General features: G+C 47.7%; 25 protein-coding genes. 21 read left to right on the plus strand and 4 right to left on the minus strand.

Annotation, left to right across the window (positions count from 1 at the left end):
- Positions 1 to 11 precede the first annotated feature (11 nt).
- A complete protein-coding gene (locus O3C58_10175) occupies positions 12 to 875 on the minus strand; it encodes a TRAP transporter TatT component family protein (GenBank protein ID MDA0692225.1) in 864 nt (287 codons plus the stop codon).
- A gap of 166 nt (positions 876 to 1,041) precedes the next feature.
- Between O3C58_10175 and O3C58_10180 the strand changes: the two genes are divergently transcribed.
- The 4 genes from O3C58_10180 to O3C58_10195 all read left to right on the plus strand — a co-directional run bounded on the left by O3C58_10180 (position 1,042) and on the right by O3C58_10195 (position 3,040).
- On the plus strand, positions 1,042 to 1,296 hold the full coding sequence (locus O3C58_10180; protein ID MDA0692226.1) for a hypothetical protein: 255 nt from the start codon (positions 1,042 to 1,044) through the stop codon (positions 1,294 to 1,296).
- A 123-nt stretch (positions 1,297 to 1,419) separates the two neighbouring features.
- The gene (locus O3C58_10185; GenBank protein MDA0692227.1) at positions 1,420 to 1,812 is read left to right on the plus strand and encodes a DUF1844 domain-containing protein; all 393 of its coding nucleotides are present in this window, start codon (positions 1,420 to 1,422) and stop codon (positions 1,810 to 1,812) included.
- Between the two features lie 137 nt (positions 1,813 to 1,949).
- Complete coding sequence (locus O3C58_10190; protein ID MDA0692228.1) at positions 1,950 to 2,678, plus strand: YkgJ family cysteine cluster protein; 729 nt, start codon at positions 1,950 to 1,952, stop codon at positions 2,676 to 2,678.
- A 68-nt stretch (positions 2,679 to 2,746) separates the two neighbouring features.
- Complete coding sequence (locus O3C58_10195) at positions 2,747 to 3,040, plus strand: alcohol dehydrogenase catalytic domain-containing protein (protein MDA0692229.1); 294 nt, start codon at positions 2,747 to 2,749, stop codon at positions 3,038 to 3,040.
- A gap of 209 nt (positions 3,041 to 3,249) precedes the next feature.
- Here O3C58_10195 and O3C58_10200 read toward each other — a convergent pair whose 3' ends face one another.
- Positions 3,250 to 3,423: a hypothetical protein gene (locus O3C58_10200; protein ID MDA0692230.1), complete on the minus strand. Its 174-nt coding sequence runs from the start codon at positions 3,421 to 3,423 to the stop codon at positions 3,250 to 3,252.
- Between the two features lie 488 nt (positions 3,424 to 3,911).
- Between O3C58_10200 and O3C58_10205 the strand changes: the two genes are divergently transcribed.
- The 3 genes from O3C58_10205 to lpxC all read left to right on the plus strand — a co-directional run bounded on the left by O3C58_10205 (position 3,912) and on the right by lpxC (position 7,314).
- Positions 3,912 to 4,397, plus strand: a complete 486-nt coding sequence (locus tag O3C58_10205) for a transcription elongation factor GreA (protein ID MDA0692231.1) — start codon at positions 3,912 to 3,914, stop codon at positions 4,395 to 4,397.
- Positions 4,398 to 4,404: 7 nt separating this feature from the next.
- On the plus strand, positions 4,405 to 5,040 hold the full coding sequence (gene trmB, locus O3C58_10210; protein MDA0692232.1) for a tRNA (guanosine(46)-N7)-methyltransferase TrmB: 636 nt from the start codon (positions 4,405 to 4,407) through the stop codon (positions 5,038 to 5,040).
- Positions 5,041 to 5,109: 69 nt separating this feature from the next.
- Complete coding sequence (lpxC, locus tag O3C58_10215; GenBank protein MDA0692233.1) at positions 5,110 to 7,314, plus strand: UDP-3-O-acyl-N-acetylglucosamine deacetylase; 2,205 nt, start codon at positions 5,110 to 5,112, stop codon at positions 7,312 to 7,314.
- Between the two features lie 37 nt (positions 7,315 to 7,351).
- Here lpxC and O3C58_10220 read toward each other — a convergent pair whose 3' ends face one another.
- On the minus strand, positions 7,352 to 8,728 hold the full coding sequence (locus O3C58_10220; GenBank protein MDA0692234.1) for an ankyrin repeat domain-containing protein: 1,377 nt from the start codon (positions 8,726 to 8,728) through the stop codon (positions 7,352 to 7,354).
- Between the two features lie 558 nt (positions 8,729 to 9,286).
- Here O3C58_10220 and purN point away from each other — a divergent pair.
- From purN to pnp, 14 genes are all read left to right on the plus strand, one after another.
- Positions 9,287 to 9,913, plus strand: a complete 627-nt coding sequence (purN, locus tag O3C58_10225; GenBank protein MDA0692235.1) for a phosphoribosylglycinamide formyltransferase — start codon at positions 9,287 to 9,289, stop codon at positions 9,911 to 9,913.
- Between the two features lie 16 nt (positions 9,914 to 9,929).
- Positions 9,930 to 10,577 (plus strand): outer membrane lipoprotein chaperone LolA, encoded by a 648-nt coding sequence (gene lolA, locus O3C58_10230; GenBank protein MDA0692236.1) that lies wholly within the window; start codon positions 9,930 to 9,932, stop codon positions 10,575 to 10,577.
- Positions 10,578 to 10,600: 23 nt separating this feature from the next.
- Positions 10,601 to 11,968, plus strand: a complete 1,368-nt coding sequence (gene rseP, locus O3C58_10235; protein ID MDA0692237.1) for an RIP metalloprotease RseP — start codon at positions 10,601 to 10,603, stop codon at positions 11,966 to 11,968.
- A 45-nt stretch (positions 11,969 to 12,013) separates the two neighbouring features.
- On the plus strand, positions 12,014 to 12,274 hold the full coding sequence (locus tag O3C58_10240; protein ID MDA0692238.1) for a hypothetical protein: 261 nt from the start codon (positions 12,014 to 12,016) through the stop codon (positions 12,272 to 12,274).
- A 17-nt stretch (positions 12,275 to 12,291) separates the two neighbouring features.
- Positions 12,292 to 14,019: a phosphoenolpyruvate mutase gene (gene aepX, locus O3C58_10245; protein ID MDA0692239.1), complete on the plus strand. Its 1,728-nt coding sequence runs from the start codon at positions 12,292 to 12,294 to the stop codon at positions 14,017 to 14,019.
- 50 nt (positions 14,020 to 14,069) lie between these two features.
- Entirely contained in the window at positions 14,070 to 15,788 is a 1,719-nt protein-coding gene (locus O3C58_10250) for a proline--tRNA ligase (protein MDA0692240.1), read from the plus strand.
- Positions 15,789 to 16,081: 293 nt separating this feature from the next.
- Positions 16,082 to 16,543, plus strand: a complete 462-nt coding sequence (locus tag O3C58_10255) for a ribosome maturation factor RimP (GenBank protein ID MDA0692241.1) — start codon at positions 16,082 to 16,084, stop codon at positions 16,541 to 16,543.
- A gap of 11 nt (positions 16,544 to 16,554) precedes the next feature.
- On the plus strand, positions 16,555 to 18,168 hold the full coding sequence (nusA, locus tag O3C58_10260; protein MDA0692242.1) for a transcription termination factor NusA: 1,614 nt from the start codon (positions 16,555 to 16,557) through the stop codon (positions 18,166 to 18,168).
- 57 nt (positions 18,169 to 18,225) lie between these two features.
- Positions 18,226 to 20,640 (plus strand): translation initiation factor IF-2, encoded by a 2,415-nt coding sequence (gene infB, locus O3C58_10265; GenBank protein ID MDA0692243.1) that lies wholly within the window; start codon positions 18,226 to 18,228, stop codon positions 20,638 to 20,640.
- 22 nt (positions 20,641 to 20,662) lie between these two features.
- Positions 20,663 to 20,968, plus strand: a complete 306-nt coding sequence (locus O3C58_10270; protein ID MDA0692244.1) for a DUF503 domain-containing protein — start codon at positions 20,663 to 20,665, stop codon at positions 20,966 to 20,968.
- Positions 20,969 to 20,987: 19 nt separating this feature from the next.
- Positions 20,988 to 21,332 (plus strand): 30S ribosome-binding factor RbfA, encoded by a 345-nt coding sequence (gene rbfA / locus O3C58_10275; protein ID MDA0692245.1) that lies wholly within the window; start codon positions 20,988 to 20,990, stop codon positions 21,330 to 21,332.
- 43 nt (positions 21,333 to 21,375) lie between these two features.
- Positions 21,376 to 22,254: a tRNA pseudouridine(55) synthase TruB gene (gene truB, locus O3C58_10280; GenBank protein ID MDA0692246.1), complete on the plus strand. Its 879-nt coding sequence runs from the start codon at positions 21,376 to 21,378 to the stop codon at positions 22,252 to 22,254.
- 149 nt (positions 22,255 to 22,403) lie between these two features.
- A complete protein-coding gene (gene rpsO, locus O3C58_10285) occupies positions 22,404 to 22,673 on the plus strand; it encodes a 30S ribosomal protein S15 (GenBank protein MDA0692247.1) in 270 nt (89 codons plus the stop codon).
- Between the two features lie 22 nt (positions 22,674 to 22,695).
- On the plus strand, positions 22,696 to 24,792 hold the full coding sequence (gene pnp / locus O3C58_10290) for a polyribonucleotide nucleotidyltransferase (GenBank protein MDA0692248.1): 2,097 nt from the start codon (positions 22,696 to 22,698) through the stop codon (positions 24,790 to 24,792).
- Between the two features lie 94 nt (positions 24,793 to 24,886).
- Here the strand turns inward: pnp and surE are convergent, their stop codons facing one another.
- Positions 24,887 to 25,642, minus strand: a complete 756-nt coding sequence (gene surE / locus O3C58_10295) for a 5'/3'-nucleotidase SurE (GenBank protein MDA0692249.1) — start codon at positions 25,640 to 25,642, stop codon at positions 24,887 to 24,889.
- Positions 25,643 to 25,835 lie beyond the last annotated feature (193 nt).

Genomic DNA, 25,835 nt, shown 5'->3' on the forward strand with positions numbered 1-25,835 from the left:
GAGATAGCGAATCAAAACAGCTCACCCAACAATTTCAAAAGCCGTCTGGCTTTTATTTTTGCGACTTCGTTAGCCAATCGCTGTTCGGGAAGAATATCCGACGGGGTTTTAATCACCGCTTTTAATTGATCCTCAAACAAATTTCTGTCCTGGACCTGAACGGCATAGGTTTTTGCATATAAAACGCGGGACATAAGGAACCGGCTGCTGGTCAGAGTTAGACTCTTAATAAAATGTTTACGCGCTTTTTCGGGATCACCTCCCAATAATTTGCTCCGGCTGCCGTAGAAGGCGCCCAGAAACAGGTGCGGCCCCGCATAATGATAGGTTTCATCCAACTCCAACACCAGATTCATCAGCAATTCCACCTTGGACACATCCGCGAATGCATTTGGGATATCAAGACTGAGCATCAGCCACCCGCCCCAACATTGGCCCGTCCAAAAAAGAGAGGGAACGTTTTTCACGGTCATCTTCCTTAACGATTTCTTGAATCGCTCCAGGCCCAATTTATCAATTCGTTTGATTCCTGTCTCCACCTCCAGAGCGCGCAAAGCGTAATCCCTGCCCCTGAGATACAGGGCAGACGCCCGGTCCGGTTGCGTCTCTTCAACAAAACTAAAGGCATAACCGCAAAACCCTTCGGACAAGGCATGCAAAAGGGTCAAATTTTTCTCATCCCCCTTCAAAAACCCTTCCAGCATTTTCAAATTGGCGGGAATGGCTTTCTCAGCCAGGTCGGGGTCCGCTTCTTCCTGAATAGAGGCATATTGGCCTTCGACTAAAGGAAGGGCCGCTCGAACCGCCATCTGCTCGCCAGAACAGCCTCCAAAAATCAGGGTCAAAAATAAAATAAAACAGGATATATGTCTCATGGCACCATAATGTATCAGAACCCATCGCCCACAACAACTGCCCAAACGATTATTTTGACATAAATTTTTGGATTTGCTACCCTTTCCGAAGATTAGAAAACTCATGAGATCACCCTTCTATATCCGCGTTTTTTTAAGAACTGAATCGCCAGGGAGAAAGGCTTCATTGGACCCAGCCGAAGCGGGAAAAAATGCAAATCTGGAATCCAGAGCAAATAATATCCGCTGGATGAAAATCGTTCTTTTTGGTTTGGGAGGCATCTTCGTTCTTGCGGGCTTGATCCGGCAATGGCCCATACTGGAGAAAACCTATATGCAGTTCATTGAAGGGGACGGATACCTGTCGCTGATGCTGGGATTGATCATGATCGTTCTCGGGTTCTCGGTCCGCTTGTTCATGGGTGAGGAAGAAATCCGCTAACCCGTTACGCGGGAGGAAAAATTCCGTACGGAACAGGGTTCAGTCGGCCATAAACCCGTCGTACGACAATATTGGGTCCAGCATCACGCTGGATACCCCCTAATTTTTTTTGAGATTCCTGCTATGAGTGAAGAAGAATTAAAAGGTGAAGGATTTGTAATCAAGGACAAACGCTCCTCGCAAATTTCCGAGGAAGACGCGGCCACTCAGGAGCAGGAGGCGGCAAAAAAACCCGCTTCCCAGAAAGAGACCGTTCACGAACATGCTCCATTTCAACTCGATTTTTCCACCTTTATACTGTCTCTCACGTCTTCCGCTTTTTATCATTTGGGGGATATGCCCGACCCGACCACCGGACAGACCGAAACAAACCTGCCTGCGGTCCAGCAGACCATCGACATGCTTATGATGCTGAAAGAAAAAACCAAGGGCAATCTCACCGCCGATGAGGCCAAACTATTGGAACAATTGATCTATGAGTTGCAGATGAAATACGTTGCGAAAACGAAAAAATAAGACCTTTCAGCCTTCCCCACAACCACCCCTCTATTAATAAAAACAATTTGTAAACCCCAACCTTGGGGTGCTACCCTTTCCATTAAATTATTCGAACCCCAGCCGGGGCTTACCCGGTGTTACTGAACATAAATTCTATGCCCGTACAAACAGACAACATTGGCATGTTCATCAAGGGAATGGCGCAGCCGGATGAACTGATAAAATACATTCAAGCCCGGTTTTCAGAGCAGGAAATTGAGGAAACCTATGCCCGCATGTCCGAGACCGCAAAATCCCTGGCCAAAGATGAAAAGATCACTCCTTTGCAGGCGTTCTGGAAACTTCTGGATCAGGCCTACCGGGAAAAAGCCCCTCCTCTGCAATGCGGAGAAGGTTGCGCCCATTGCTGTTATACCGGGGTCGCGCTCACGCAGATGGAATGGGACGGCATCCTCAATCTGGTGCAGGAAAAAGGCATCGACCTCGAAGCAGTTATCGAACGTTCACAAAAAACCATCCGCAAGGTCCGCGAGGTATTAAAATCCAATAAGAACCTGGACCAGGTCGACTGGCACAACCTGGTCATCAACCAGCCCTGCCCTTTCCTTGGCGAGGATCAGGCCTGCACCATCTACGAAGACCGCCCCCTGGACTGTCGGTTGGTGGTGGCCTTTCGCGGTGTCTGCGAATCCAAAAAACTGGAACACGCCCAACGCGGCGTGGTGGTGGAAGAAGCGGTGGGGTCCACAGTGGTCGCCAAATTGCAACACGATCAAACGCCTAAATTCAGACGCCGAAAATTTAACGGTACCCAGCCGCTGCGCCTGTTTCAACACTGGCTGATCCTGTGGCAGGATAAAAAATCAAAGAAAAAGAAACGATAGAACCCACGCAGTTCCTCAGCATCAATCACCACCGGGTCACAGAAACTATTGAACAGGATCGTTGCCCTATGCCTAAAATCGCTCAACTGACCGCTCCCCGAACCATCGCCATTAAAGAGCGACAACCTTTAAGACCGGCTGATAACGAAGTGGTGATCGGCGTCGAAACCGCCGGCATCTGCGGGACGGATCTTGCCCTGTTTTCCGGCGACTACCCCGTCCCCCTGCCACTGGTGTGCGGTTACGAATTTGTGGGAGTCGTGAAATCCATCGGCGACGGTGTGGACAAACACTGGCTGGGCCGAAGAGTCACAGCCGAGATCAACATTCAAGGTGGTTCGCAGGTGTACTTCTGTTTCTAGCTTCACAACCTCTGGAAGACCGATGTGAGCTTTCTGCCCTCGCAGATAGAAGCGCACAGCACCCCCGACTTTTGAGGTCAGCGCAAGATCTGAAATCCAGACATTTGTATCGAATATGACGATCACGCACCAGGCCTCGGAATGCTAACGACCAAGCTCACAGGCAATTTTGGAGCGCAGCGTAAAAATTGTCCGAGTGTAGCGCCTTGTTATATTTCGTTTTCAAAGAACTCATTCCATCCCGATTTTGTTCTCATTGAAATATTTTTATCCTGAACAAACTTAGCAACATTGGCTAATACCGTTGAGCACTCTTCTTCATTTACTAAAATAAAACCCGGTTTTTCAGGACTTAAAGCGGTATCTCGTTCATTAATTTGCATTTTTTTGATTTTGCTCCGAAAATCCGAATTCCCGAAAACCAAGCATTGATTTTTCTGGTAAGATTTTAAGACCGGGGTGGATTTTCCAATCCCTGAGTCATGTCGTAAGAGAACAGGCTTTACGCAAAATAAAAAAAGGACGCAACCGGGATTATCAACCTATGCAAATAAAGTGGTTTCAATAATAAAACACAATAATTTACATTAAGTTGAATCTTTAATAAAATCCGTTTTTACAAATGAAAATCTGGATGGACGTTTGCTGGGTAACATTTCAAATATTTTGCAAACGAAGGGTAAAAAAAGCATTTAACATAAATACAATGGAAACTTGAAAACCATTTCTACCCAGCCTATAGTGGGGAGGGAAATTTTCAGGAAAGTCCGGTTTTATTTGGGAGTCCAATTTTGACCGAGATATAAATTTAGAACTGCGTTCGGACACGGGCCTCACCTCAGCGTCCGAATTTTTTACGGAGAGTAAACAAATGAGGCTGCCCATTCTCGACAAACTGGATGCGGAACTCCAAAAAACTAAAACGGAATTGAAAGTTGACATTCCTAAAGCATTAAAAACTGCCATGGAACATGGGGATTTGAGTGAAAATGCGGAATTCAAATCCGCAAAAGAGCGGCAAATGTTTCTGGAGAGCCGTTTATCCCAGTTGCAACAAAGAATCAGCGAAGTCATGTCGTTGGATGTAAACCGTATTCCCAAAGACCGGTCCGGCTTGGGAAGCACCTTATTCCTGAAGGACCTCAATACGAAAAAGGAAGTCCAGTATCACCTGGTGTTTCCGGAAGAGGTCAATCCCGATGAAGGCAAAATTTCAGCGGCCTCCCCTGTGGGCAGGGCTCTCCTCGGAAAACAGGAGGGGGATGAGATCACAATTCCTCTTCCAGGACAGCAAAAAGAGTTTGAAATCTTAAAAATAATCACCATCCATGAATCTCATGGTAGCGTTGAAGGATAAATTTTGAATGTCATCCAAGCCCTTAATTTCATTTGAAGAAGTCGCTCAGGAAAGTCCGTTTTTTCTGGACACGGAAAACCGCCCGGACTGGAACGCCGTGTTCGAAAATGACAATCCCCTGCACCTGGAGGTTGGTTTTGGCAATGGAAAATTTCTAATTGAAATGGCCGCCAAGGAACCGGAAACCAATTTTGTCGGGCTGGATTTTTACCACAAGGGCATCCGCAAAGTGATCACTCGGATCAATAAACTGCAAATTAAAAATATCCGCATCATTTACGGAGATGCGCGGGAAAAAATCCCTCTTTATTTCAAAGAGGACGATCTGAACCGCATCTACATCAATTTTCCTGATCCCTGGCCCAAAAAGCGCCATTACAAACGCAGATTGATCAAACCACCCTTTGTTGACATGATAACCGGGAAGTTAATTTCTGACGGAGAAATTCATGTTGCAACCGATAGCGAACCCTACGCTCTGGAAATTCTGGAATTTTTTGAAGCCCACTCCCAGTTAAAAAATAAATTGGGATCCGGAGTCTTTCGAGGCAGCCGGGGGGAGTTGCCCCGATCCAAATACGAGAATAATTTCATCAATGCCGGGGATAAAATCTATTACCTGGATTTCATCAAACATTCTTAACAGGGTCTTTTAGCATTTTTGTAGGCCCCTGAACGCTCTGAGCCAACCACAACTTAATATCCGGAGAAAATGTTGCCAACTGAACGGGTTTTAATCGTAGACGATGAAAAAAATATAGTCAGTTCGCTGAAGGATATTCTTACCGATGAAGGATACGAAGTTTCAGTCGCCAGGGATGGCCTGGGCGCTTTGGAGATGATTCAATCCAATCCTCCCGATCTGATGCTGCTGGATATCTGGCTGCCCGGAATGGACGGCATCGAGGTGTTGAAAACCGTCAAGACCTACCATCCTGAAATTGAAGTTCTGATCATGTCCGGTCACGGCACCATTGACACTGCAGTCCAGGCAACCAAACTCGGCGCGTTTGACTTCATTGAAAAACCTTTCTCCCTGGACAAACTAACTCAATCGGTCGAAAACGTTTTTAAAGAAAAACACAAAACCCACGAAAACCTGGAAAACACTCTGTTGGCACAAGACGACCTTCCTCTCTGTTTTGAAATGATGGTGGAAGTGAAAAAAGCCACCCAACAGGCTTCGCAAAGTAATGACCCCATTTTATTGCTGGGCGAAAAAGGAACGGGAAAAGAGTTCATCGCGTATTGCATACATCGAAAAGGCAAACAGAGCAACCGTCCTTTCATCAAACTGAACTGCGCTGTCCGGCAACCTCAGGACATTCAGACCCATTTGTTCTCCGACGAGAAGAAAAAATCATCTTCCCTAAAAGGGTCCAAAACGTCACCTTTCAATATGCAGGGTTCCGTGGTTTACCTCAGCAACGTTGAGTCCCTGGATAAAGATCTCCAAAAGAGGCTCGTACATGAATTGAAAGGCGAGTCCACCTGTGCATTTCTTCCCGCGCGACTTTTAATCTCCTCATCAAAGAATTTAAAAGTGTTGGCCACCGCCGGACAATTTAATAATGAGTTATTGGACTTATTTGAGAACACCACCATTAAGATCCCGCCCCTACGCGATTATGCGGCCAATATTCCCATGATGGTCAAAGATTATTTTGAGGAATGCGCCGAAAGGGAAAAGTTCGCCACTCCTGTCGTCGAAGAAGAAGCGCTGACGGCTTTGTGCCGTTATGATTGGCCGGAAAATGTGAAGGAACTGCGAGACATCCTGGATAAACTTCTGATCACCGGCTCAACTCAGGGGAAAATTTCATTGCAGAAAATTCTTCCTGAAATTCAAAAACCCCAGAACGGAATCTCCCATAAGGAGTTTGATCATTTTGAATCGTTCCAGGAAGCGGAGCTGACCTGGGAAAAAGGCTTCATCATCCACAACTTGAGAAAAAACGGATGGGACCTGGGAAAAACCTGCAAGGCTCTTAAAACAGACAAAAAACAATTTCAGGAAAAACTGAAGCGGCACTCCATTCGCCTCCCGCAACCCAACGGCAAACAGCCCACCCCTCCTCCCCTGATACAGAGAACTCTCAAGCGAAGTGTGGTTCTTTGCGGAAGCGGGCTCCATTCAGGAATCAAGACCGGGCTCATCCTTCAGCCTCTTCCCCCTGGGAGCGGCATTATTTTTGGAGATATTTCCACAGGGAAAACCATTCCGGCGCGGTTGGAAAATGTGCAGTCTACGGATTACTCAACCTGCCTGAAAAAGGGATTGGTATCCGTGGCCACCATCGAACACATTATGGCGGTTTTACACATGTACCGGATCATCAACCTTCTCATTAAGGTCGGTGACGAGGCCCCGGTGATGGACGGTTCTGCAAAGGATTTTTGTGCGTTGATCGAGGATGGAGAATTCGAGGAGCAGGATGGAATTTACGATGAAATCGTCATCGATAAAACCTACACATTTGGGCCTCATAAAGAAAATGGTCCGATGATTTCCATCGAACCCGCTGACAAGTTTACCGTCAGTTATTACATGAAATATCCCGAGCCCATCGGCACTCAGGATTACACCTTCGTTTTTAATGGAGAGGCCAGTTTTAAAAATGAAATCGCTCCCGCACGCACCTTTGGCTTCATGGAGGACGTGGCGCAGTTGACAAAAATGGGATTTGCCACGGGCGGCAAGCTGGACAACTTTATTCTGCTGGGAGACAAAAAGGTATTGAACACCGAACTGCGGTTTGAGGACGAATTTGCGCGCCATAAGATTCTGGATATTCTGGGCGACTTTTACCTTTTAGGAAAACCCATTCGTGGCCATATCAAAGCCCACAGAACGGGGCACACGCAAAACATCGGGCTGCTGAAAATAATCCAGGAAAATCTGTGCCCGTCCACATGAACAGGGATAATTATTTTCCGGCTGAATGAGAAACCAGTCACTCGCGGACACCGGCTTCCTTCAAAACAGCAACCATTTCTTTGTGTTCAAATTGAGAAGCGATCTTTAAAGCCGTCCAGCCATTTCTGCTTCTTGCGTCAGGGTCAACCCCTTTCTGCAAAAGAAGTCTGGTCAAATCAGGATATCCGCCGGCAACCGCCCCCATTAGAGGTGTCCAGCCTTTTTTGCTGCGGATATGAATATCCGCTCCATGCTGCAATAGCACATGGACCGTTTCAATCTGTCCCCGTTCTGCGGCAACCATCAAAACGGTGGAACCATTTTCCAACCTGACATTGATATCCGCGCCCGAAGCTATCAACTCCTGAACCATCTGTGAGTTTCCCCCCGCAACCGCGCTCATGAGTGCGCTGGCGCCATTTTTACTTTTGGCATTAAGGTCGGCGCCCCGTTCCAGCAACGTCCTGACAAATTCAATATTCCCCAACTGCGCCGCCAACATGAGCGGCGTGCTTCCACCATTACTCTTCGTATTCACATCAGCCTTATGAGCGAGCAAAATTTTTGCGGCTTCCGTTTGGCCATGCTTTGCGGCCTGAGCCAGAGCTGTCCAGCCCTTGTTGTTTTTTGCATGAATGTCAGCCCCACCTTCGATAAGAACTTGCATGCAATCCGTCAACCCCCGTGCAGTTGCCAGGGCCAGTACCGTATCACCGGCGGAATTGATGTTTTCAGGATTCGCCTCATGTTCCAGCAACAGCTTGATGATATCCGACCGCCGGGTGAATACCGCCTGTTGCAAGGGAGTCATCCCCTGCTGGTTTTGGACATTGACATTGGCTTTTCGTTCCACCAATTCATGCACCACGCCAAAATGGTTTTCTCCTATGGCAATCAACAAAGGCGTGGAGCCTCCCTTAATGGTTGACTCCAGATCCGCTCCACGGGCTATCAACCGTTTCACGGTTTCTTCATGGCCATAGCGGACGGCCCTTGCCAACGAACTCCAACCATACATATTCCGGGCATTGATATCCGCCCCTTGATCGAGGAGCATTTTGACTAAACCGTTATCTCCCACTGTGGAGGCCAGAATGAGAGCGGTATCGTCGTAGCGGTTTCTGGCGTTGACCTCGGCCCCCCTGGCCAAAAGAAGATCCGCAATCCGGTGATGTTTTCCCGCCACCGCTACAATAAGAGCGGTACTCCCCTTGGCCGTCCGGGACTCCAGATCCACTCCCTCGGAAAGCAAATTTCCAACCTCTTTATAGTCACCCTGATAAACCGCAGACAATAAATCAGTTTTTTGATCGCTGAAAGCTAAAGGCGGCTGCAAAAAAAGCGTGAACAGGGAAAAAATAATTAAATAGCGCTGTCTATTCATTTTCAACATGATTTCACCGTTCAAGTTCATCAGTTATTATCTGTCAGGCCCCAGAGCCCACAAAAGCTAAGAATCGGCAAGGAAACATTTCCCTCCGTTCCTCTCCAGAACAGGTATCCGAGGTATCTATAAAACTTCGTCTCAGGGATATAACTATTCTAACAGTGAGAGCCAAAAAATTTAATTAAATTATTGTATTTAAATGAGTTTAAAAATATTAGAAAGATATGCGTGGCGGGAAAACACTTCAAAAATCGGGACAAAAACAGTATGCGGGGAAAAAGAAATCCGCCTGCCAGGGAGTTTAAAATCGGCAGGCGGATCGCAAAAAGGGATGGAATTCAAACATGAATTTCGAATTCCACAAATAAAGAGCGGGCAAACCTTGAGTTTATTCCCATTTGTAATAATAATTATTTTTCCCCGATAAACGATCCAAATCAATCATAAGGGCATTGGGAGGCAAATAATTGTCCATCCATTGATTTATCTGAATATTTAATGGTAAGCTCATGTAAAAAGCATGGAATCCCTTGCGATCCGTGCACTTAAAATCTGCCTTTTGAGGGCTTTTTTCAGAAAGTTTGAATGGGATCCAGGGAATTTAAACTTGGGGTACTGGTTTCGGGAAACGGATCCAACCTGCAAGCCATCATAGATCAGATAGAACATGGGGCTCTCACCGCAAAAATTTCCCTGGTCATCAGCAATGTAAAAAACGCTTTTGCTTTGGAACGCGCCGGGAATAGAGGAATTAAAACCGTATTCATCGACCCCAAATCATTTCCGGGCAAAGAGGAGTATGATCAGGCAATGCTGGACCTGCTGAAAGCCGAATCCGTAGATCTCGTTTGCCTCGCCGGGTTCATGCGAATTCTCGGGAAAGAATTCATCCAGGCATTTGCGGGGAAAATAGTTAATATCCATCCTTCGCTGTTGCCTGCATTTCCAGGGTTGCATCCGCAACAACAGGCTTTGGATCATGGAGTCAAGTTTTCTGGATGCACCGTGCATTTTGTCGACGAGGGCGTCGACAGCGGGCCGATCATTCTGCAAAGCGTTGTCCCCATATATGACTCAGATGATAAAGCGGAATTATCCCGACGTATACTAGAGCAGGAACATCTCCTTTACCCCAGGACCATTCAGCTGATCATTGAAGATCGGCTCACCCTGTCTGGAAGAAGGATCACGCAAAAGAAAATTAACCCCTGACCCCACGCTTATCTATATGAAAAAAATCCTTCTCTCCATTTTAATACTGAGCCTCTTTTTTTGTGCCAACAGTTGGGCCGGTGAAGAGCAAACAGCCCTGGATGCCATTCAGAAGCAATACGAATCCGTGAACACGTTCACCGCAAAATTCCTGCAAAAATCGTATGTAAAAACGATGAACCAGGCTCTCGAAGCCAAAGGCGATGTCCTGATCAAGAAACCGGGAAAAATGAAATGGATTTATAACGCCCCGGACCCGCAAGTTCTGGTGAGCGACAACAAGGTGCTTTGGTTATATATTCCCGATGAGAAGCAAGTGACAAAAGCCCCGTTGGACAGTATTTACTCCTCCAACACCCCGGCTTTATTTCTTGCCGGAAAAGGCAAATTATCGGACACCTTCAATGTTGTTAAAGTTTCAAAAGAAAACAACTTGATCCTCGTTGACCTCATTCCCATTGAGGAAGACAACAGCCTGGATCGTCTGGTGCTGTTTGCGGATAATAAAAACTACCAAATCGTCGGATCAAGCGTGTATGATAAATTAGGAAATAAGACAGAGATTCAATTCAGCGACATCAAGGTAAACGTAAAAATCCCGGAGGAGACCTTCCGGTTCAAAATCCCTCAAGATGTAGAGTTGCTGGATTACACCGCCAAATAATAAATCACCAGGAAATCAATAATATGTTCGAATTGTCTGCAATGACCCTCGATGCTTTTATGGGTTTTGGGATCAAGATGCTGATCTTTCTCACCGGCCTCGCGGCCCTGATTTTTGTTCACGAATTAGGGCATTTTCTGGTCGCCATAAAAGTCGGGGTGGTGGTCGAAAAGTTTTCCCTGGGCTTTGGCCCCAAAATATTCAGCGTGACCCGGGGCGGCACAGAGTATCTGCTTTCCGCCATTCCCTTAGGTGGATACGTGAAAATGAAGGGGGAAGATTTTGAAGCCGATTCCGTGGACCAGGAAGGTTCGTTTGCCGGCGCCCCGGTACTGCATCGGCTGGCCATCGCCTTTGCCGGCCCACTCTTTAATATTCTGTTTGCGATTTTCATCTATTGGGGCGTTTATCTGGCCGGGGTGCAAACCCTGGGCCTGGTCACAGGCACCGTCAAACCGGAATCCCCCGCCCAGATAGCAGGCATTCAAGCCGGAGACAAGATCGTTGCCATCGACGGCCAAAAAGTTGAGTTCTGGGATCAACTGCAAAATATTGTTCACGCTTCACCGGGAAAATCTCTCCTTTTTGAAGTAGAAAGGGAAACCAGCCTTCTGACCCTTCCCATCATCCCGGTGACCGAAGAAATCACCGATCTGTTTGGGGACAAGGAGAAAGTGGGGCTCATTGGCATCACGCCTTTGGTGCGGGACATCACCTTTGTCAAGGAGGGCTCAGCCGCCGATCAGGCAGGACTGAAAGTCGGCGACCAGCTTCTTAAAGTCGACGACACACCTATTTTCGGCTGGAGCGACCTCAAACCTGCTGCGGTGGATAAGCCCGGAAAAGAACTGAACTTTCGCGTTCTCAGGGAGGGGGCGGAACTCGTGATTCCTCTGACTCCTGAGTCAAAAGTCGTGGATGATGAAAAAGGCAATAAAGTCGAAATCGGCGTCATCGGCATTGGCATGAGCGGGAAAATGGCCGAGGAAAGCTACGGTCCCCTGGGAGCCATCGGTCGCTCCTTGCAGGAAACAGGACGATTGATTTATCTGATCGCGGTCAGCATCAAGAAAATGATTGCGGGGTCGATTCCCGCCGACACCATTGGTGGCCCCATTTTAATCTTTCAAATTTACGGCGAACAGGCGGAACAAGGGTTCAACGAATTGGTCCGACTGACGGCTTTATTGAGCATCAACCTGGGACTGCTGAATCTTTTGCCGATCCCCATCCTGGACGGCGGGCACATCTTATTTTTTCTCATTGAGATGGTCAAAGGCAAACCTCTCAGTGAGAAGAGCCGGGAGCGGGCACAGCAGGTCGGCCTTTTCATGTTGCTCAGCCTGATGGTGTTTGCTTTTTACAACGATATCATGCGAGTTATCAGCTAGCCTTCAGGACAGTCAATAGATATAATTCCCACTCCGCGAGCTAGAATGGACATCCCTGCCCAGCTTGAAGATCTTAAATCCGTGGCCGCGAAATGTTCCATCGAAATTGAGTTCAGTAATCTGGCTGACGAGGAACTTTCCATTCAAAGCGGACTATGCAAAGTAAAAGGAAATAACCTCATTATTCTGGACAAAAAATTGGAGCCTGAAGAGCAAGTTGTCGTCATCCTGAAAGCCCTGGAAAACTTTGATCTGGAGACCATCTATGTGCCATCATGGATTCGTGAACGTCTGGAAAAACCATAATCATCCGATAGAGACCAATGACTTTACTTAATAACACGCTCCCTGAAATTCGTCGCGGAAAACTCAAATCCCTTTTGCATGCAGGCAAAACCGTCCGTGTCATGGAAGCTCATAACGGATTGAGCGGGATTGTCGCCAACGATGCCAGAGTGGAAGGCATCTGTGATAACACACCGGTCACCCGTGAGTTCGACGCCATTTGGGAAAGCAGTCTGACCGATTCCGCTTCCAAGGGTCACCCCGACATTGAAGTGATCAGCTTTGATTCCCGGTTGCACACCATTCATGAGATTCTTGCGGTCACTCACAAGCCCATGATCGTCGATGGAGATACAGGCGGCGATGCCAACAACTTCGAATACATGGTTACCAAGCTGGAACGCGCGGGGGTTTCTGCGGTCATCATAGAAGACAAGGTGTTTCCCAAAAGAAACAGCCTGGAAGCGGGAACAAAGCAGACTCTGCAGGAACCGGAAATATTCGCGCAAAAAATCCGCCGGGGAAAAAGTGTCCTGGCCACCGATGATTTCATGATCATCGCCCGCCTGGAAAGCCTGATCGCAGGCATGGGTCTGGAAGACGCACTGGAACGTGCAAGAATTTATCTGCTGGCCGGAGTCGATGGGATCATGATCCACTCCAAATCCAAAAGCCCGGATGAAATTCTGAGTTTTGCGGAAAGCTACCGCCATCTTTTGAACGAACTCAAACTCGACAAACCGCTCATCTGCGTTCCCACAACCTACAACACCATCACCGAAGATGAATTGAGCGCCGCCGGTTTCCGTGTCATCATTTATGCCAATCATCTGCTGCGCAGTGCCTATAAATCCATGCTGGAAGTGAGCAAGACCCTTCTCCTCAACCAGAGGTCATTTGAGGCGGACCCTTTGTGCTCGCCAGTCCGTGAAATTTTTAAAGCCGTTGGCTTTCTGGACATCAAGGAAAAAGATCAACAGGACGAACTCTCGACCAATCTGCCGGTCATCATTCCCGCCGCCGGGGAAGACCCGCATTTTAAACCGCTGCTAAACGGCAAGCCCAAAGCCATGATGGAAATCGCCGGAATGACCCTCCTTGACCGGCAAATCGACACACTGAATAAGGGAAACCTCAACGACATCACCGTCGTTGCCGGCTACGCCGCGGACCAGATGAAGGCCGAAGGTGCGACGATTTTAAAAAATTCGGCTTATAAAAATGGCTCCATGTTGCACAGCATTTTTACGGCCAGGGAAAAGATGAATAACGGCTTCCTCATGCTGTACTCGGACATCCTTCTGGAAAATCATATCGTCACCAAATTGACGGATTGCCGGGAAGATATCGTGCTGGTGGCGGACAACACCATTCAATATCAGCGGGCAGAAGATGGAAAAGTGCTGGATTTCATCATCAGCAAACACAAGCATCAACCCAGCCGCCGACGCATCAGCGTCGATTACGAAAACAGCATTGCCAAGATCGGCAACAAGATCAACCCGGAAACCGCAACCCATGAGTTTATTGGGCTGGCAAAATTTTCAAAAACCGGAGCCGAGCAGTTTATCCAGACCTATCAGGATTGCGTACAAAACTATAAAGGGAAATTCCAGGAAGCCGCTGATATAGCGGATTTCACCTTCACGGATTTGATCCAGGAAATGATCGATCGCGGATTTGTCATCCATTTTCTGGAAATTCACAAAGGCTGGCTGGAGATTCACCGGGAAGAAGACATTGCCCTGGCCAACAAATTCCTGTAAGACAACACTCTCACTCAAATTTATACGTCTTAAAGAAAGAAACAAGGTTTATGCATTATTCCAAAATGTTCCTTCCCACACTCAAGGAATCCCCCGCAGATGCGGAAGTTATCAGTCACAAGTTGATGGTGCGGGCAGGAATGGTCCGCCAGGTGGCGTCAGGAATCTATTCCATTCTTCCGCTGGGTCTTAGAGTCCTTAAAAAAGTAGAACAAATCATTCGCGAGGAAATGAACCGCATTGCAGGCCAGGAAGTCTACCTTCCCAGCATCCAACCGGCGGAACTCTGGCAGGAAAGCGGACGCTGGGATTTTTATGGCAAAGAACTCCTGAGAATCCAGGACCGGCACAATCGGCAATTTTGCTATGGGCCGACGCATGAAGAAATCATCACCGACATTGTCAGAAAAGAGGTCAAGTCCTACCGCCAGCTTCCCCTCCTAATGTACCAAATTCAAACCAAATTCCGGGACGAGGTCCGTCCCCGTTACGGCATCATGCGCGGGCGCGAGTTCATGATGAAAGACGCTTACAGCTTTCATGCCGACGACGCCGATGCCCAGAAAACCTATAAGAATGTGGCCGGTGCCTACACGAACATTTTTCAGCGCTGTGGGTTGGAGTTTAAAATGGTCGAAGCCGATTCCGGGAACATCGGTGGCAACTTCTCGCATGAATTTGCCGTATTGGCCGACTCAGGAGAAGACCATATCGGTTTTTGCGATTCCTGCGACTACGCTTCCAACCTCGAACTCGCCGAAGCCAAGGCCCCCTCTCCCCCCGCCGCCACGCCCTCCCAATTGGACGAACTCATAGAAGTTGTAACTCCAGGGAAAAAGTCGGTGAAGGACGTTTCCGAATTTTTATCAATCCAGCCCCGACAAATTGTCAAAACCATCCTGTTTGAATCCGATCAGGGCCTGATCGCCGCTCTGGTCCGTGGGGATCACGAGATCAACCCGATCAAGCTAAAAAACCTCGTCGGCGCTGAATGGATGCATCCCGCCGCCGAAAAGATCATCGCAGAGCAGGCTGCTGTCCCGTGCGGGTTTGTTGGGCCTGTGGGCTTAAAGATGAAAATAGTTGCCGATCGGGAAGTGGAGGTTCTCCACAATTTTGTGACCGGCGCCAATAAAATGGACACCCATTTTACCGGGGTTCAGATGGGTCGAGACTTTAAAACCGAAAAAATCGCTGATATCCGTCAAGTGATTGAGGGCGAACCGTGTCCCCGATGCGCCTCCGGAACCTACAAGGTAAAACGCGGGATTGAAGTGGGCCACATATTCATTTTGGGGACCAAATACAGCAAAGCCATGAACGCCGTCTTTCTGGACCATAATGGAAAAGAAAATCAAATAGTTATGGGATGCTACGGGGTGGGTGTCGGGCGCACGGCCGCCGCCGCCATCGAACAAAATCATGATGACAACGGAATTATCTGGCCTGTCGCCATCTCTCCCTTCGCCGTCCATATCATCCCGACCAATTATTCCGTTGACGCTATCAAAAATGCCTGTGATTCCGCCTACAAAGCCCTATTAGATCAAAATTTGGAGGTTTTACTGGATGACCGACCCGACCGGTTGGGGGTCAAGCTGAAAGATGCCGATCTTCTGGGCATTCCCCTGCAAATGATTATCGGCCCTAAAAACCTGGAAGCCGGAAAAGTTGAGATTAAAATAAGAAAAACCAGTGAATCTGAGCTGTATGAGTTTCCAGAGGTATTGGAAAAAATTCCTGAAATCCTTAAGAGCCTTTCTTCCTGACAACTTCCCCCGCTCGAAACTTTCTCTTGCAACCCGGTACCTCTTTTAGTAGAATCTACTTGAAATTTAGAGCTCGTGCGCGGAATGCGGGTTTATATCCCCGCATTTTTTTTTGCCATCGGCAGGCGGATAATTGGTTAAATCACCGGATCACCACCCGATTTAGATAAAAATAGCATTCATCCAATCAACGACCCAGCCGCAAGTGGACGGAAAATCCGACAAGGATTTTCGTTTAAAAGCCGTACAAGCTACAGGGAATAAAACCCACTGGCGGGATTTAATTTTTGAACATGCCCAAAGCCTCGATCACCGAATCGATTATAGAGATCATTGAACCTGTCATTCGGGAAGAGTCCCTGGAGCTGGTGGATGTTGAATACAAAAAAACAGGAAAAATCTGGACGTTGCGGGTCTTTATAGATAAAGACCAGGGGATCACTGTCGACGACTGTACAAAAATCAGCCGTCACATTGAAGACACGATAGAAATTGATGAACTCATTGCAAATCCATTTGTATTAGAAGTTTCCTCCCCCGGTCTGGATCGGCCTTTGAAAAAGGAAAAAGATTTTTTAAGGTATCGGGATAAACCGGCGGAAATCAAAACCTTTTCTCTTATAGAAAACCGCAAAAGTTTTAAAGGAATCATCCAGGACTGCAAGGAAAAAGTTCTTTATTTGAATGAGGACGGCGCCTCAATAAAAATCCCGCTGGATACAATCGCTAAAGCAAAACTAATCATTGAATTTTAACAATTGAAATCATGAGCACCGAAACCCTCAGTCTTATAGAACAAATCGCCAGGGAAAAAGGCCTGGATGTAAGCGTTTTGATCAATGCTCTCAAAAGCGCCGTGGAAGCTGCCGCCCGAAAGCGAATGCCGCACTCCAAAGAACTCCACAGTGAGTTCAATGAAGAAACAGGCGAGGTGGAGATTTTCGCCGACAAAACCGTGGTCGAGGAGGTCACCCTTCCCGACGAACAAATCAGCCTTGAAGAAGCGCAAGCCATCGTCCCTGAAGTAGAACTTGGGGAGCAGGTACTGGTCCAGCAGGTGCTGGAAAACTACGGAAGAATCGCGGCCCAACTGGCAAAACAGGTTATTATTCAGAAAGTACGCGAAGCTGAAATTGACCAGATATACAAAGAATTTGTCAATAAAAAGGGTGAATTGATCAACGGCATCATGCAACACTACGAGCACGGTGATGTCATTGTCGAACTTGGAAAGGCCGAAGGGATATTGCCGCGAAGGGAGCAGGTGTTTCGGGAAACATTTAATCGCGGAGAGCGGATTCGCGCCTATGTCCTGGATATACGAAAGACCGCCAAAAATGCCATGGTCATTTTATCCCGAACCCATACGGGATTGATCAAACGCCTTTTTGAAATGGAAGTCCCTGAAATCAGCGAAGGCATGGTCGAAATCATGGGCATCGTTCGGGAGCCCAATGGGCGCACTAAAATCGCCGTCAGAACCAATGATCGTGATATTGATGCCGTCGGCGCCTGTGTGGGAATGCGCGGAATGCGGGTTCAAGCCATCGTTCAGGAACTGCGCGGGGAAAAAATTGATGTCGTCGAGTACTCGGAAGATCCGGAAGCTTTTATAAGAAACGCCCTCAGTCCCGCTAAAATTTCCAGGATCATCATGAACGAGCCGGCGAGGAGCATGACCATTATTGTAGCCGACGATCAGATGTCTCTTGCCATCGGCAAAAAAGGGCAAAACGTGCGTCTGGCCGCCAAGCTGGTGAAATGGAAAATAGATATCCATGGAGAAGGGGAAGCCACCACAGTTCATGATTCGGGAGGACTTTTTTCTCCCAAAAAAGTGTCCACCCGGCAGGACTTTTTGGATCTTATCAAAGAGACCAAGGGGTTGGGCGAAAAAATCATGTCCGCTCTGTTTGCCGGAGACGTTGTATCCTTTAAGGAAGCCTTGAGCCGGGGAGTGAAAGGGTTGACCCTGTTACCCGGCATCGGTCCCAAAAAGGCAGAGGCCATTCTGGAGCTGGTACACGAAGAGTATGCAGAGCACCCTCAGGAAGAGGTTCAAGAGACCACTTCTGCAGAAGACACAGAGGAAATGGAAGAAGTTGCGACTGCTCCTGAAGAGGAAATGGTTGAAGAAGCCGCCGAGGAAGTAGAAATTGATGCGGAGGCTGATGAAGATGAGGATGAGCAGGATATCCTCGTCGACGAACTGGTTGGCATCGACAGCAATATCATAGAAATTCTGAAACAAAATGAATTCCAAACGTTCGCGGAACTATCGATCACTCCTCTGGAGGAACTTGTGGACATTGAAGGGATTGATGAAAGCGTCGCCCAATCAATCCTTGCCCAGGCTCAGCAGCGGATAAACAATTCTTAAATAATATATAGGCTTTCTACGAGTACTATAATGTATTTGATTTGAAGGAGATTTTACTTGGCAAAAATTCGCATAAATAAATTAGCATTGGAACTCAATATTCAAAACGACCAGATTATTGATGCCTTGCATAAAAAAGATATTCCGGTCAAAAATTATATGAGCTCCATTGATGAGGAGACGGCGAATTATGTCCGCGAGTTGTACAACCCCCAAGCTGCCACAGCCAACACTGCAAAGGTCAAGGCAAAAACTAAGATCACTATAAAAACCGCCGCGAAAAAAGCAGCCGCCCCGAAGGCTAAAATAAAAACCATAACGAAAGCAGTGGCTGTCGCTAAAAAACCCGAACCTGTAATAGCTAAAAAGACTGCTGTCAAAGCGGCTGTCGAGGCACAAGACACTTTAGCGGAAAAAGAACCTGCTGTAAAAGAAAAGAAGGACAAAGTAAAGCTTACTGAAATTCTCACCCCGGAAATACTCAAAGCCAGGCTTGATGCCAAAAAAGTTGAGTTAGCAAAAGCGCCGAAAAAAACTGGCTTAAAAATCGTTAAGATGGAAGAAAAAGCCAGGGAACCTGAAAAAAAGGCACAACCGGCACCCAAACCCGTTAAGGAAAAAACAAAATCCAAAGAACGAAAAGCCCCTCCAAAAAAAGGGAGAGCCACTCCTGACGAAGTCACCGCACCCCTTCCGCCTAAAAAAATTGAAGGCGAAGCGGAAACCTTTGAGACCGTCCAAATCACACCCAATATCCACATCAGGGACCTGGCTGACAAACTGAAATGCGCCCCAAATGATATCATCATGGAATTGATGGGCCTCGGAATCATGACCACCATCAATCAAAGTCTCGATTTTGATGTTGCCAGTAAAGTTGCGGATAAAAGGGGGTATGAAGTCGAGGCAATCGCTCCCAAGTCGGAAGCCGGTTTTGAAGAGGAAGAGGAAGACCTGGCAGCAGATCGCATTCACAGGGGACCCATCGTGACCATCATGGGTCATGTGGATCACGGCAAAACGTCTCTTTTGGATGCCATTCGGAAAACAAATCTTACTCAACAGGAAGCAGGCGGCATCACCCAGCACATAGGCGCCTATCAGGCAAGAATCAAAAACTCACCCATCACATTTCTCGACACTCCCGGCCATGAAGCCTTCACGGCCATGCGCGCCCGTGGGGCGCAGGTGACGGATATCGTCGTTCTGGTGGTAGCCGCAGACGACGGCATCAAACCACAAACCAAAGAAGCCATCGACCATGCCAACGCGGCGGGAGTTCCTATTTTGGTGGCGATCAACAAGATCGACAAACCCGACGCCAAGCCGGAAGAAGTGAAAAAACAACTCGCGGACCTGGGACTTTTGCCCGAGGACTGGGGTGGACAAACAATTTTTACCGAAGTCTCCGCCTTGGCAAAAACCGGAATAGACCACCTTCTGGAAATGATTCTTTTGCAGGCCGAAATCATGGATCTGAAGGCCAACCCGAAAATAAAAGCCCGGGCCGTGGTTATTGAGTCAAAGCTGGATAAAGGGCGAGGCCCTGTGGCGACGCTGATCGTGCAAAAGGGAACACTGAAAATCGGCGACCCGTTTATCGTTGGATGTTATTTTGGTAAAGTTCGAGCCTTAATAAATGACAAAGGTCAGAAAATTAGTAAAGCTCCGCCCTCCACACCTGTCGAGGTGGTCGGGCTTCCCGAGGTTCCTCAACCCGGTGACCAGTTCATGGTGGTGCAGGATGAAAAGAAAGCCCGGCAACTCAGTAGTTTAAAACAGCAACATCAAAGAGAATCGATACTGGCCCAATCCTCCCGCATTACCATGGACGACCTGCATCAACAGATCATCGAAGGAAAAATTAAAGAGCTCAATCTGATCATCAAGGCCGATGTGCAGGGGTCTATCCCAGCGGTTAAAGAGGCCTTCTCAAAACTCGAAGGCGATGAAGTCAGAATCAAAATCATTCATGATGCTGTGGGAGGAATCACCGAGTCGGATGTGTTGCTCTCCAGCGCTTCCAATGCCATCATCATCGGGTTCAATGTGCGCCCCACCGATAAAGCGGCGCAGCTTGCGGCCAAAAACAATGTCGATATCCGGTTGTACAGCATTATTTATGACGCGATCGATGATATGAAAAAAGCCATGGACGGCCTTCTTGAGCCCAAGTTCAAGGAAATTATCACTGGCCGGGCGGAAGTCCGCCAGGTATTCACCGTTCCCAAAATTGGCTCGATCGCTGGTTGTCAGGTGGTTTCCGGGAAAATGGAGCGTAACCTGGATGCCCGGCTCATCCGCGACAGCGTGGTTGTTTACACGGGGAAAATCTCCTCCCTTAGAAGGTTTAAGGAAGATGTCAAGGAAGTCCCCTCCGGATACGAATGTGGATTGTGCTTCGATAAATTTCAGGATATGAAACAAGGGGATATCGTTGAACCTTTCACCTTGGAAGAGATAACTGTTTAGTTGATTTTTAACGAGTGGTCTCATGTTAGTCGGCTGTTGTTCGCTAAAATTTTTTCTACATGGAAACAATTCCTTAAAAGAGAAGCGGCGGATCACGAAGTCGATCAAGGACCGGGTCAAAAACAAGTTTAATATTTCCATCGCCGAAATTGGAGATCAGGATGTCTGGCAGAACCTGCATCTTGGAATTGTGGCGGTGGGGTCGGATTTCAAATACCTGGATGGTTTGATGAACAAGGTAGTGGAGTCAATAGATAACATGCATTTGGCGGAGATGACCGATTGTCAGATCAAGACGGTTCAACTCGGTCCTCTGGACCCCAAATGAAATTGGAAAATGCAGTAATATGCGGTTCAAACGCTCCCAAAGAATCCAGGAACTCCTACTGGAAGAGATTTCCAAGATGATTCAACATGGGTTAAAAGACCCCAGAATCGGGTTTGCCACCATCACCCAGGTGGATGTCACTGACAATCTCAAGCATGCGAATGTTTATGTCAGCGTAATGGGTACGGATCAGGAAAAGCAAGACACTCTGGATGCATTCACAAGTGCCAAGGGGTATATTCGCAGGACTCTGGGCAAGAACCTTTATTTGAGATACATCCCGCAACTGGACTTCATACGCGATGAAACCCAGGCCAATGTGGATAAAATTTCAAAGTTACTCAGGGATCTCCATCTTGAATGAGATAGTTAATTTATATAAGCACCAGGGACCGTCTTCTTTCAGTATGGTGCAATCGGTAAAAAAAATTCTAGGAGTGAAAAAAGCCGGCCACATTGGGACATTAGACCCTATGGCCGAAGGTATACTGCCCATTTGCATCAATAAATCGACTCGGATCATTCAATTTTTATCGTCACTGCCAAAAGTTTACACCGCCGAAATGGTCCTGGGCACGTCCACAGACACCCAGGATGCCACTGGCAAGGTGACTGCGACCGGAGATCCCGAAAATATTTCCGATGCAGATATCCGGGCCACGCTCGAGACCTTTTGGGGAGCGCAAAATCAAATTCCGCCCATGTTTTCGGCTAAAAAGAAAAAAGGAATTCCACTTTACAAATTGGCTAGAAATGGTATTACTATCGACAGAAAGCCGGCTTCCATCACTATTCATTCTATTGAATTTTTGAAAAGGGAGGGAAATCGAGTTACTTTTGAAGTAAAATGTTCCGCTGGAACTTACATTCGAACCATTTGCTACGATTTCGGCCAAAAGCTGGGATGTGAGGCTCATATGGGACGACTGGTCAGAAATCAGGTCGGAAATTTTGACATTAAAACCTCCTGCACCCTGGAGGAACTGGAAACAGCGGTTAAAGATGGAAGTCTTTCCAGTAAACTGATTCCCGTGGAGCAAGCCCTCAGTTTTCTTCCGGAGATCCGCATTAAAGAGAATTTTGTCAGTTCCATCGCCAATGGTATAGCGCCCCTAAAGTCCTCCCTGGAGACCATTCCCAATCGGTTCCAGCCGGGAATGAACTTAAGGGTTTCCCACGTTAGCAATCATTTGCTTGCTATTGCCGAGCCTATTGTCGATCAGGACGCTTATGCCCAACTTTCCCCAGGGGAAGTGGCTTTTAGATTGAAACGAGTTTTAATTTAACAATATAAAACGCTGGAAGAAGGTTGAAATGTTTTCGCAGGGAAGCTCGGAAAAAAACATCAAGAGTCACAGCAAAGCCCAGAGCTTTCCTGCTAAAACATTTATCAATCATCTTTCGGCATGACAGCCCCTTTCAGGAGAACAGCAACATGCCTTTAAACAAGGAACAGAAAACAACAATTATTACCGATTACAAACTACATGAGACCGATACCGGATCTTCGGAAGTGCAAATCGCTCTTCTGACCAAGCGTATCACGGATCTCACGGAACATTTTAAAACCCACGGGAAAGATCATCATTCTCGAAGGGGTTTATTAAAGCTCGTCAGCCAACGGCGTAAATTGCTCGATCATCTCAATGAAGAAGACAGTAAACGATATCAAACTATCATTGCGCAATTAGGCATCAGACGATAACCAGAGTATTGGAGAAAAATTAATGGAAAAAGTAGAAATAGAAATTGATGGAAAAAAAATAAGCCTGGAGGCCGGTGATCTGGCAAGGCAGGCCGGCGGTACAGTGATTGCCCGGCTGGGAGACACAATGGTTCTGGTAGCGGCCACCATGGCCAGCAAACCGAGAGAAGGCATCGACTTTTTTCCTCTGACGGTTGATTTCAGAGAAAAAACTTACGCCGCAGGAAAAATCCCTGGAAGTTTTTTCAAGAGAGAAGCCCGTCCGGGCGAACTGGAAACCCTCACTTGTCGATTGATTGACCGCCCTATCCGGCCCTTGTTCGATGATGGGTTTATGAATGAAACACAAGTCATCTGCATGGTCATTTCTCACGACCAGGAAAACCCCGCCGATGTCGTCGCCTTAACCGGCGCATCCGCAGCGCTTCTCATTTCAGACATTCCCTTTAATAACCCCATAGCCGGTGCGCGTGTTGGTCGTATCGATGGGAATTTCGTGTTCAACCCAACCTACGAGGAAACCGCGAAAAGCGATCTCAACCTGGTAATGGCGGGCACGTCGGATGGAATCGTCATGGTGGAAGCAGGCGCCAACGAATTGAGCGAAGATATCATGATGGATGCTCTTGAATTCGGGCACGAGCGGATTAAAAAAATCATCGATATTCAGAGACAATTGCATGGCCTGATCAGTAAAGAAAAAGCCAAAGTTGAAAAAGCAGAGATCTGTGAAGAACTCCAAAAGAAAGCCATCGACCTGGTTCGCGACAAACTGGTATCTGCAATGGATATTTCCGGAAAAAAAGAACGCACTGATGCGGTCAAGGACTTGCGTGCGACTCTGGAAACCGAGCTCAACCCTGAAGGCTGCGGGGACTTAAAAGGCATTCTTGGCAATCTTTTTCACGATATCGAAAAAGAGGTCGTACGGACTCTGATTCTCGACAAAAGCTATCGTGTGGATGGCCGTGGACTTTCAGATATTCGTCCCATCACCATTCAAACCGGTTATATTCCACGAGCTCACGGGTCGTCCGTATTCACCCGTGGTGAAACCCAGGCGCTCGTCAGCACCACACTCGGTACATCCGTGGATGAACAGCGAATGGACAGTCTCGAGTTTAAGGGGACGAAACGATTTCTGCTACATTACAACTTCCCCGCTTTCTGTACAGGCGAAGTCAAATTCATGGCAGGTCCCGGCAGACGGGAAATCGGGCATGGCATGTTAGCGGAACGTTCGCTGATCCCCATTTTGCCTTCCAAAGAGGATTTCCCTTACACCATTCGCATCGTTTCCGAGATTCTGGAGTCCAACGGATCTTCCTCAATGGCATCGGTCTGCGGAGGTTCCCTCTCCCTGATGGATGCAGGTGTTCCCATCAAGGCACCTGTAGCGGGAATCGCTATGGGTCTGATTAAGGAAGGCGACCGCTCCGCGATTCTTTCCGATATCCTCGGATCAGAAGATCACCTGGGTGATATGGATTTCAAGGTTGCCGGGACAAAAGATGGAATCACCGCTTTGCAAATGGATATTAAAATCGGCGGGCTGGACAAGGAACTCATGGGCCGGGCCTTGGCACAGGCCAAGGAAGGTCGCTTGCACATATTAGGGGAAATGGATAAAGCCCTCTCGGCTTCCAGAGAAGAGATGTCGGTGTATGCACCGCGCATTGTGACCATCAAGGTTCCCAAGGATAAAATCCGCGATATCATTGGCGCAGGGGGCAAGGTGATTCGAGGAATCATCGAGAAAACCGGCGTCACTATCGATATCAACGATGACGGCATCGTATCCATCGCCTCCACCGACAAGAAGGCGTCGCAGGCGGCCATTGATATCGTCAATAGCCTGATCCAGGAAGTTGAGGTAGGAAAAATATACCTCGGCAAGGTCAAGAAGATCGTTGATTTTGGGGCTTTTGTGGAGATTCTCCCTGGCACCGATGGCCTGGTGCACATATCTCAGATTTGCGACCGGCGAATTAAGAGCGTGACGGATGAGATTCAGGAAGGCGATGAGATCAAGGTCAAAGTGATCGACGTCGACTCTCAGGGAAAGGTTAAGCTCAGCCGTAAGGAAGCTCTCAAAGAGGAAGCATCTGGAGTCGCTTAAAGCTCACAGGCTTTACCGCACTCTTTCAGACACGAAATTTTAACAAAAATCCAATCGCCTTTTTATAAGGCGGTTGGATTTTTTTGTGATTTTTTTAAAAAGAAATCTTCCAGTCCTTGAGTCCTTCAAGGCTCTGATAATGGGTGAGGTCAGAATGTATCGGGGTGATGGAAATATGGTTTCTTGAGACCATGACGCAATCAGTCCCTTCATCCACTTCATTGAGCCGCATTTCTCCCGCCAACCAGTAGTAGGTGTTGTTGCGCGGGTCCACCCGTTTGTCGAAAGTTTCTATGACTCTCGACTTTCCCTGGCGGGTGATGGCCACCCCTGCAATCTCATTTCTGGGCACTGCGGGAACGTTGATATTCAAGGAAATGCCTGTCGGCAACCCCTTTTTCAGCAATAGAGGAACAAGTTTCCGGACAAATTCTGCAGCAGGGATGAAATCGGGTTCTACAAATGTGTTGAGCGAAACCGCTATTGCCGGAATACCCATGAGCGCCGCTTCCGTGGCCGCCGAGACCGTACCGGAATAGATGGCGCACGTTCCCAGATTGCCTCCCAGATTGATTCCCGATATCACCAGCTCCGGCGGTTCATCGAGTAGAACGGTGACCGCTATTTTAATACAGTCTGCAGGTGTCCCATTGACTGCATAGCCGACGAGTTTTCCGTTTTCCGTCACTTTCCGGGTTTTCAGAGGGCTGGACAAAGTAATGGCATGCCCGACAGCGCTTTGCTCCGTCTCGGGCGCAACCACCACCACATCGGAAATTTTAGCGATTTCCGCCCTCAGGGCCTGAAGGCCTGGCGCGTTAAACCCATCGTCGTTGGAAAGTAGGATCATAAAAAAAACCCGCTAAGCGGGGAGAACAATTAGGGACTAACAGGTTGCTGAAAAAGAGAAAAATCCGTCAGCAAGTTAAGTTTTGCAGGTTTTTGCTTTTAAGTGGCACAGCCTGGAAAGGCGGAATTAAATTCCGCACTTCCGCATTGACTTTAAGGATAGGTCGCCTGTGCTACTGGTTTTCTTAAATTAA

It is taken from the genome of Nitrospinota bacterium, from assembly GCA_027619975.1.
Classification (GTDB): Bacteria; Nitrospinota; Nitrospinia; order Nitrospinales; family VA-1; genus JADFGI01.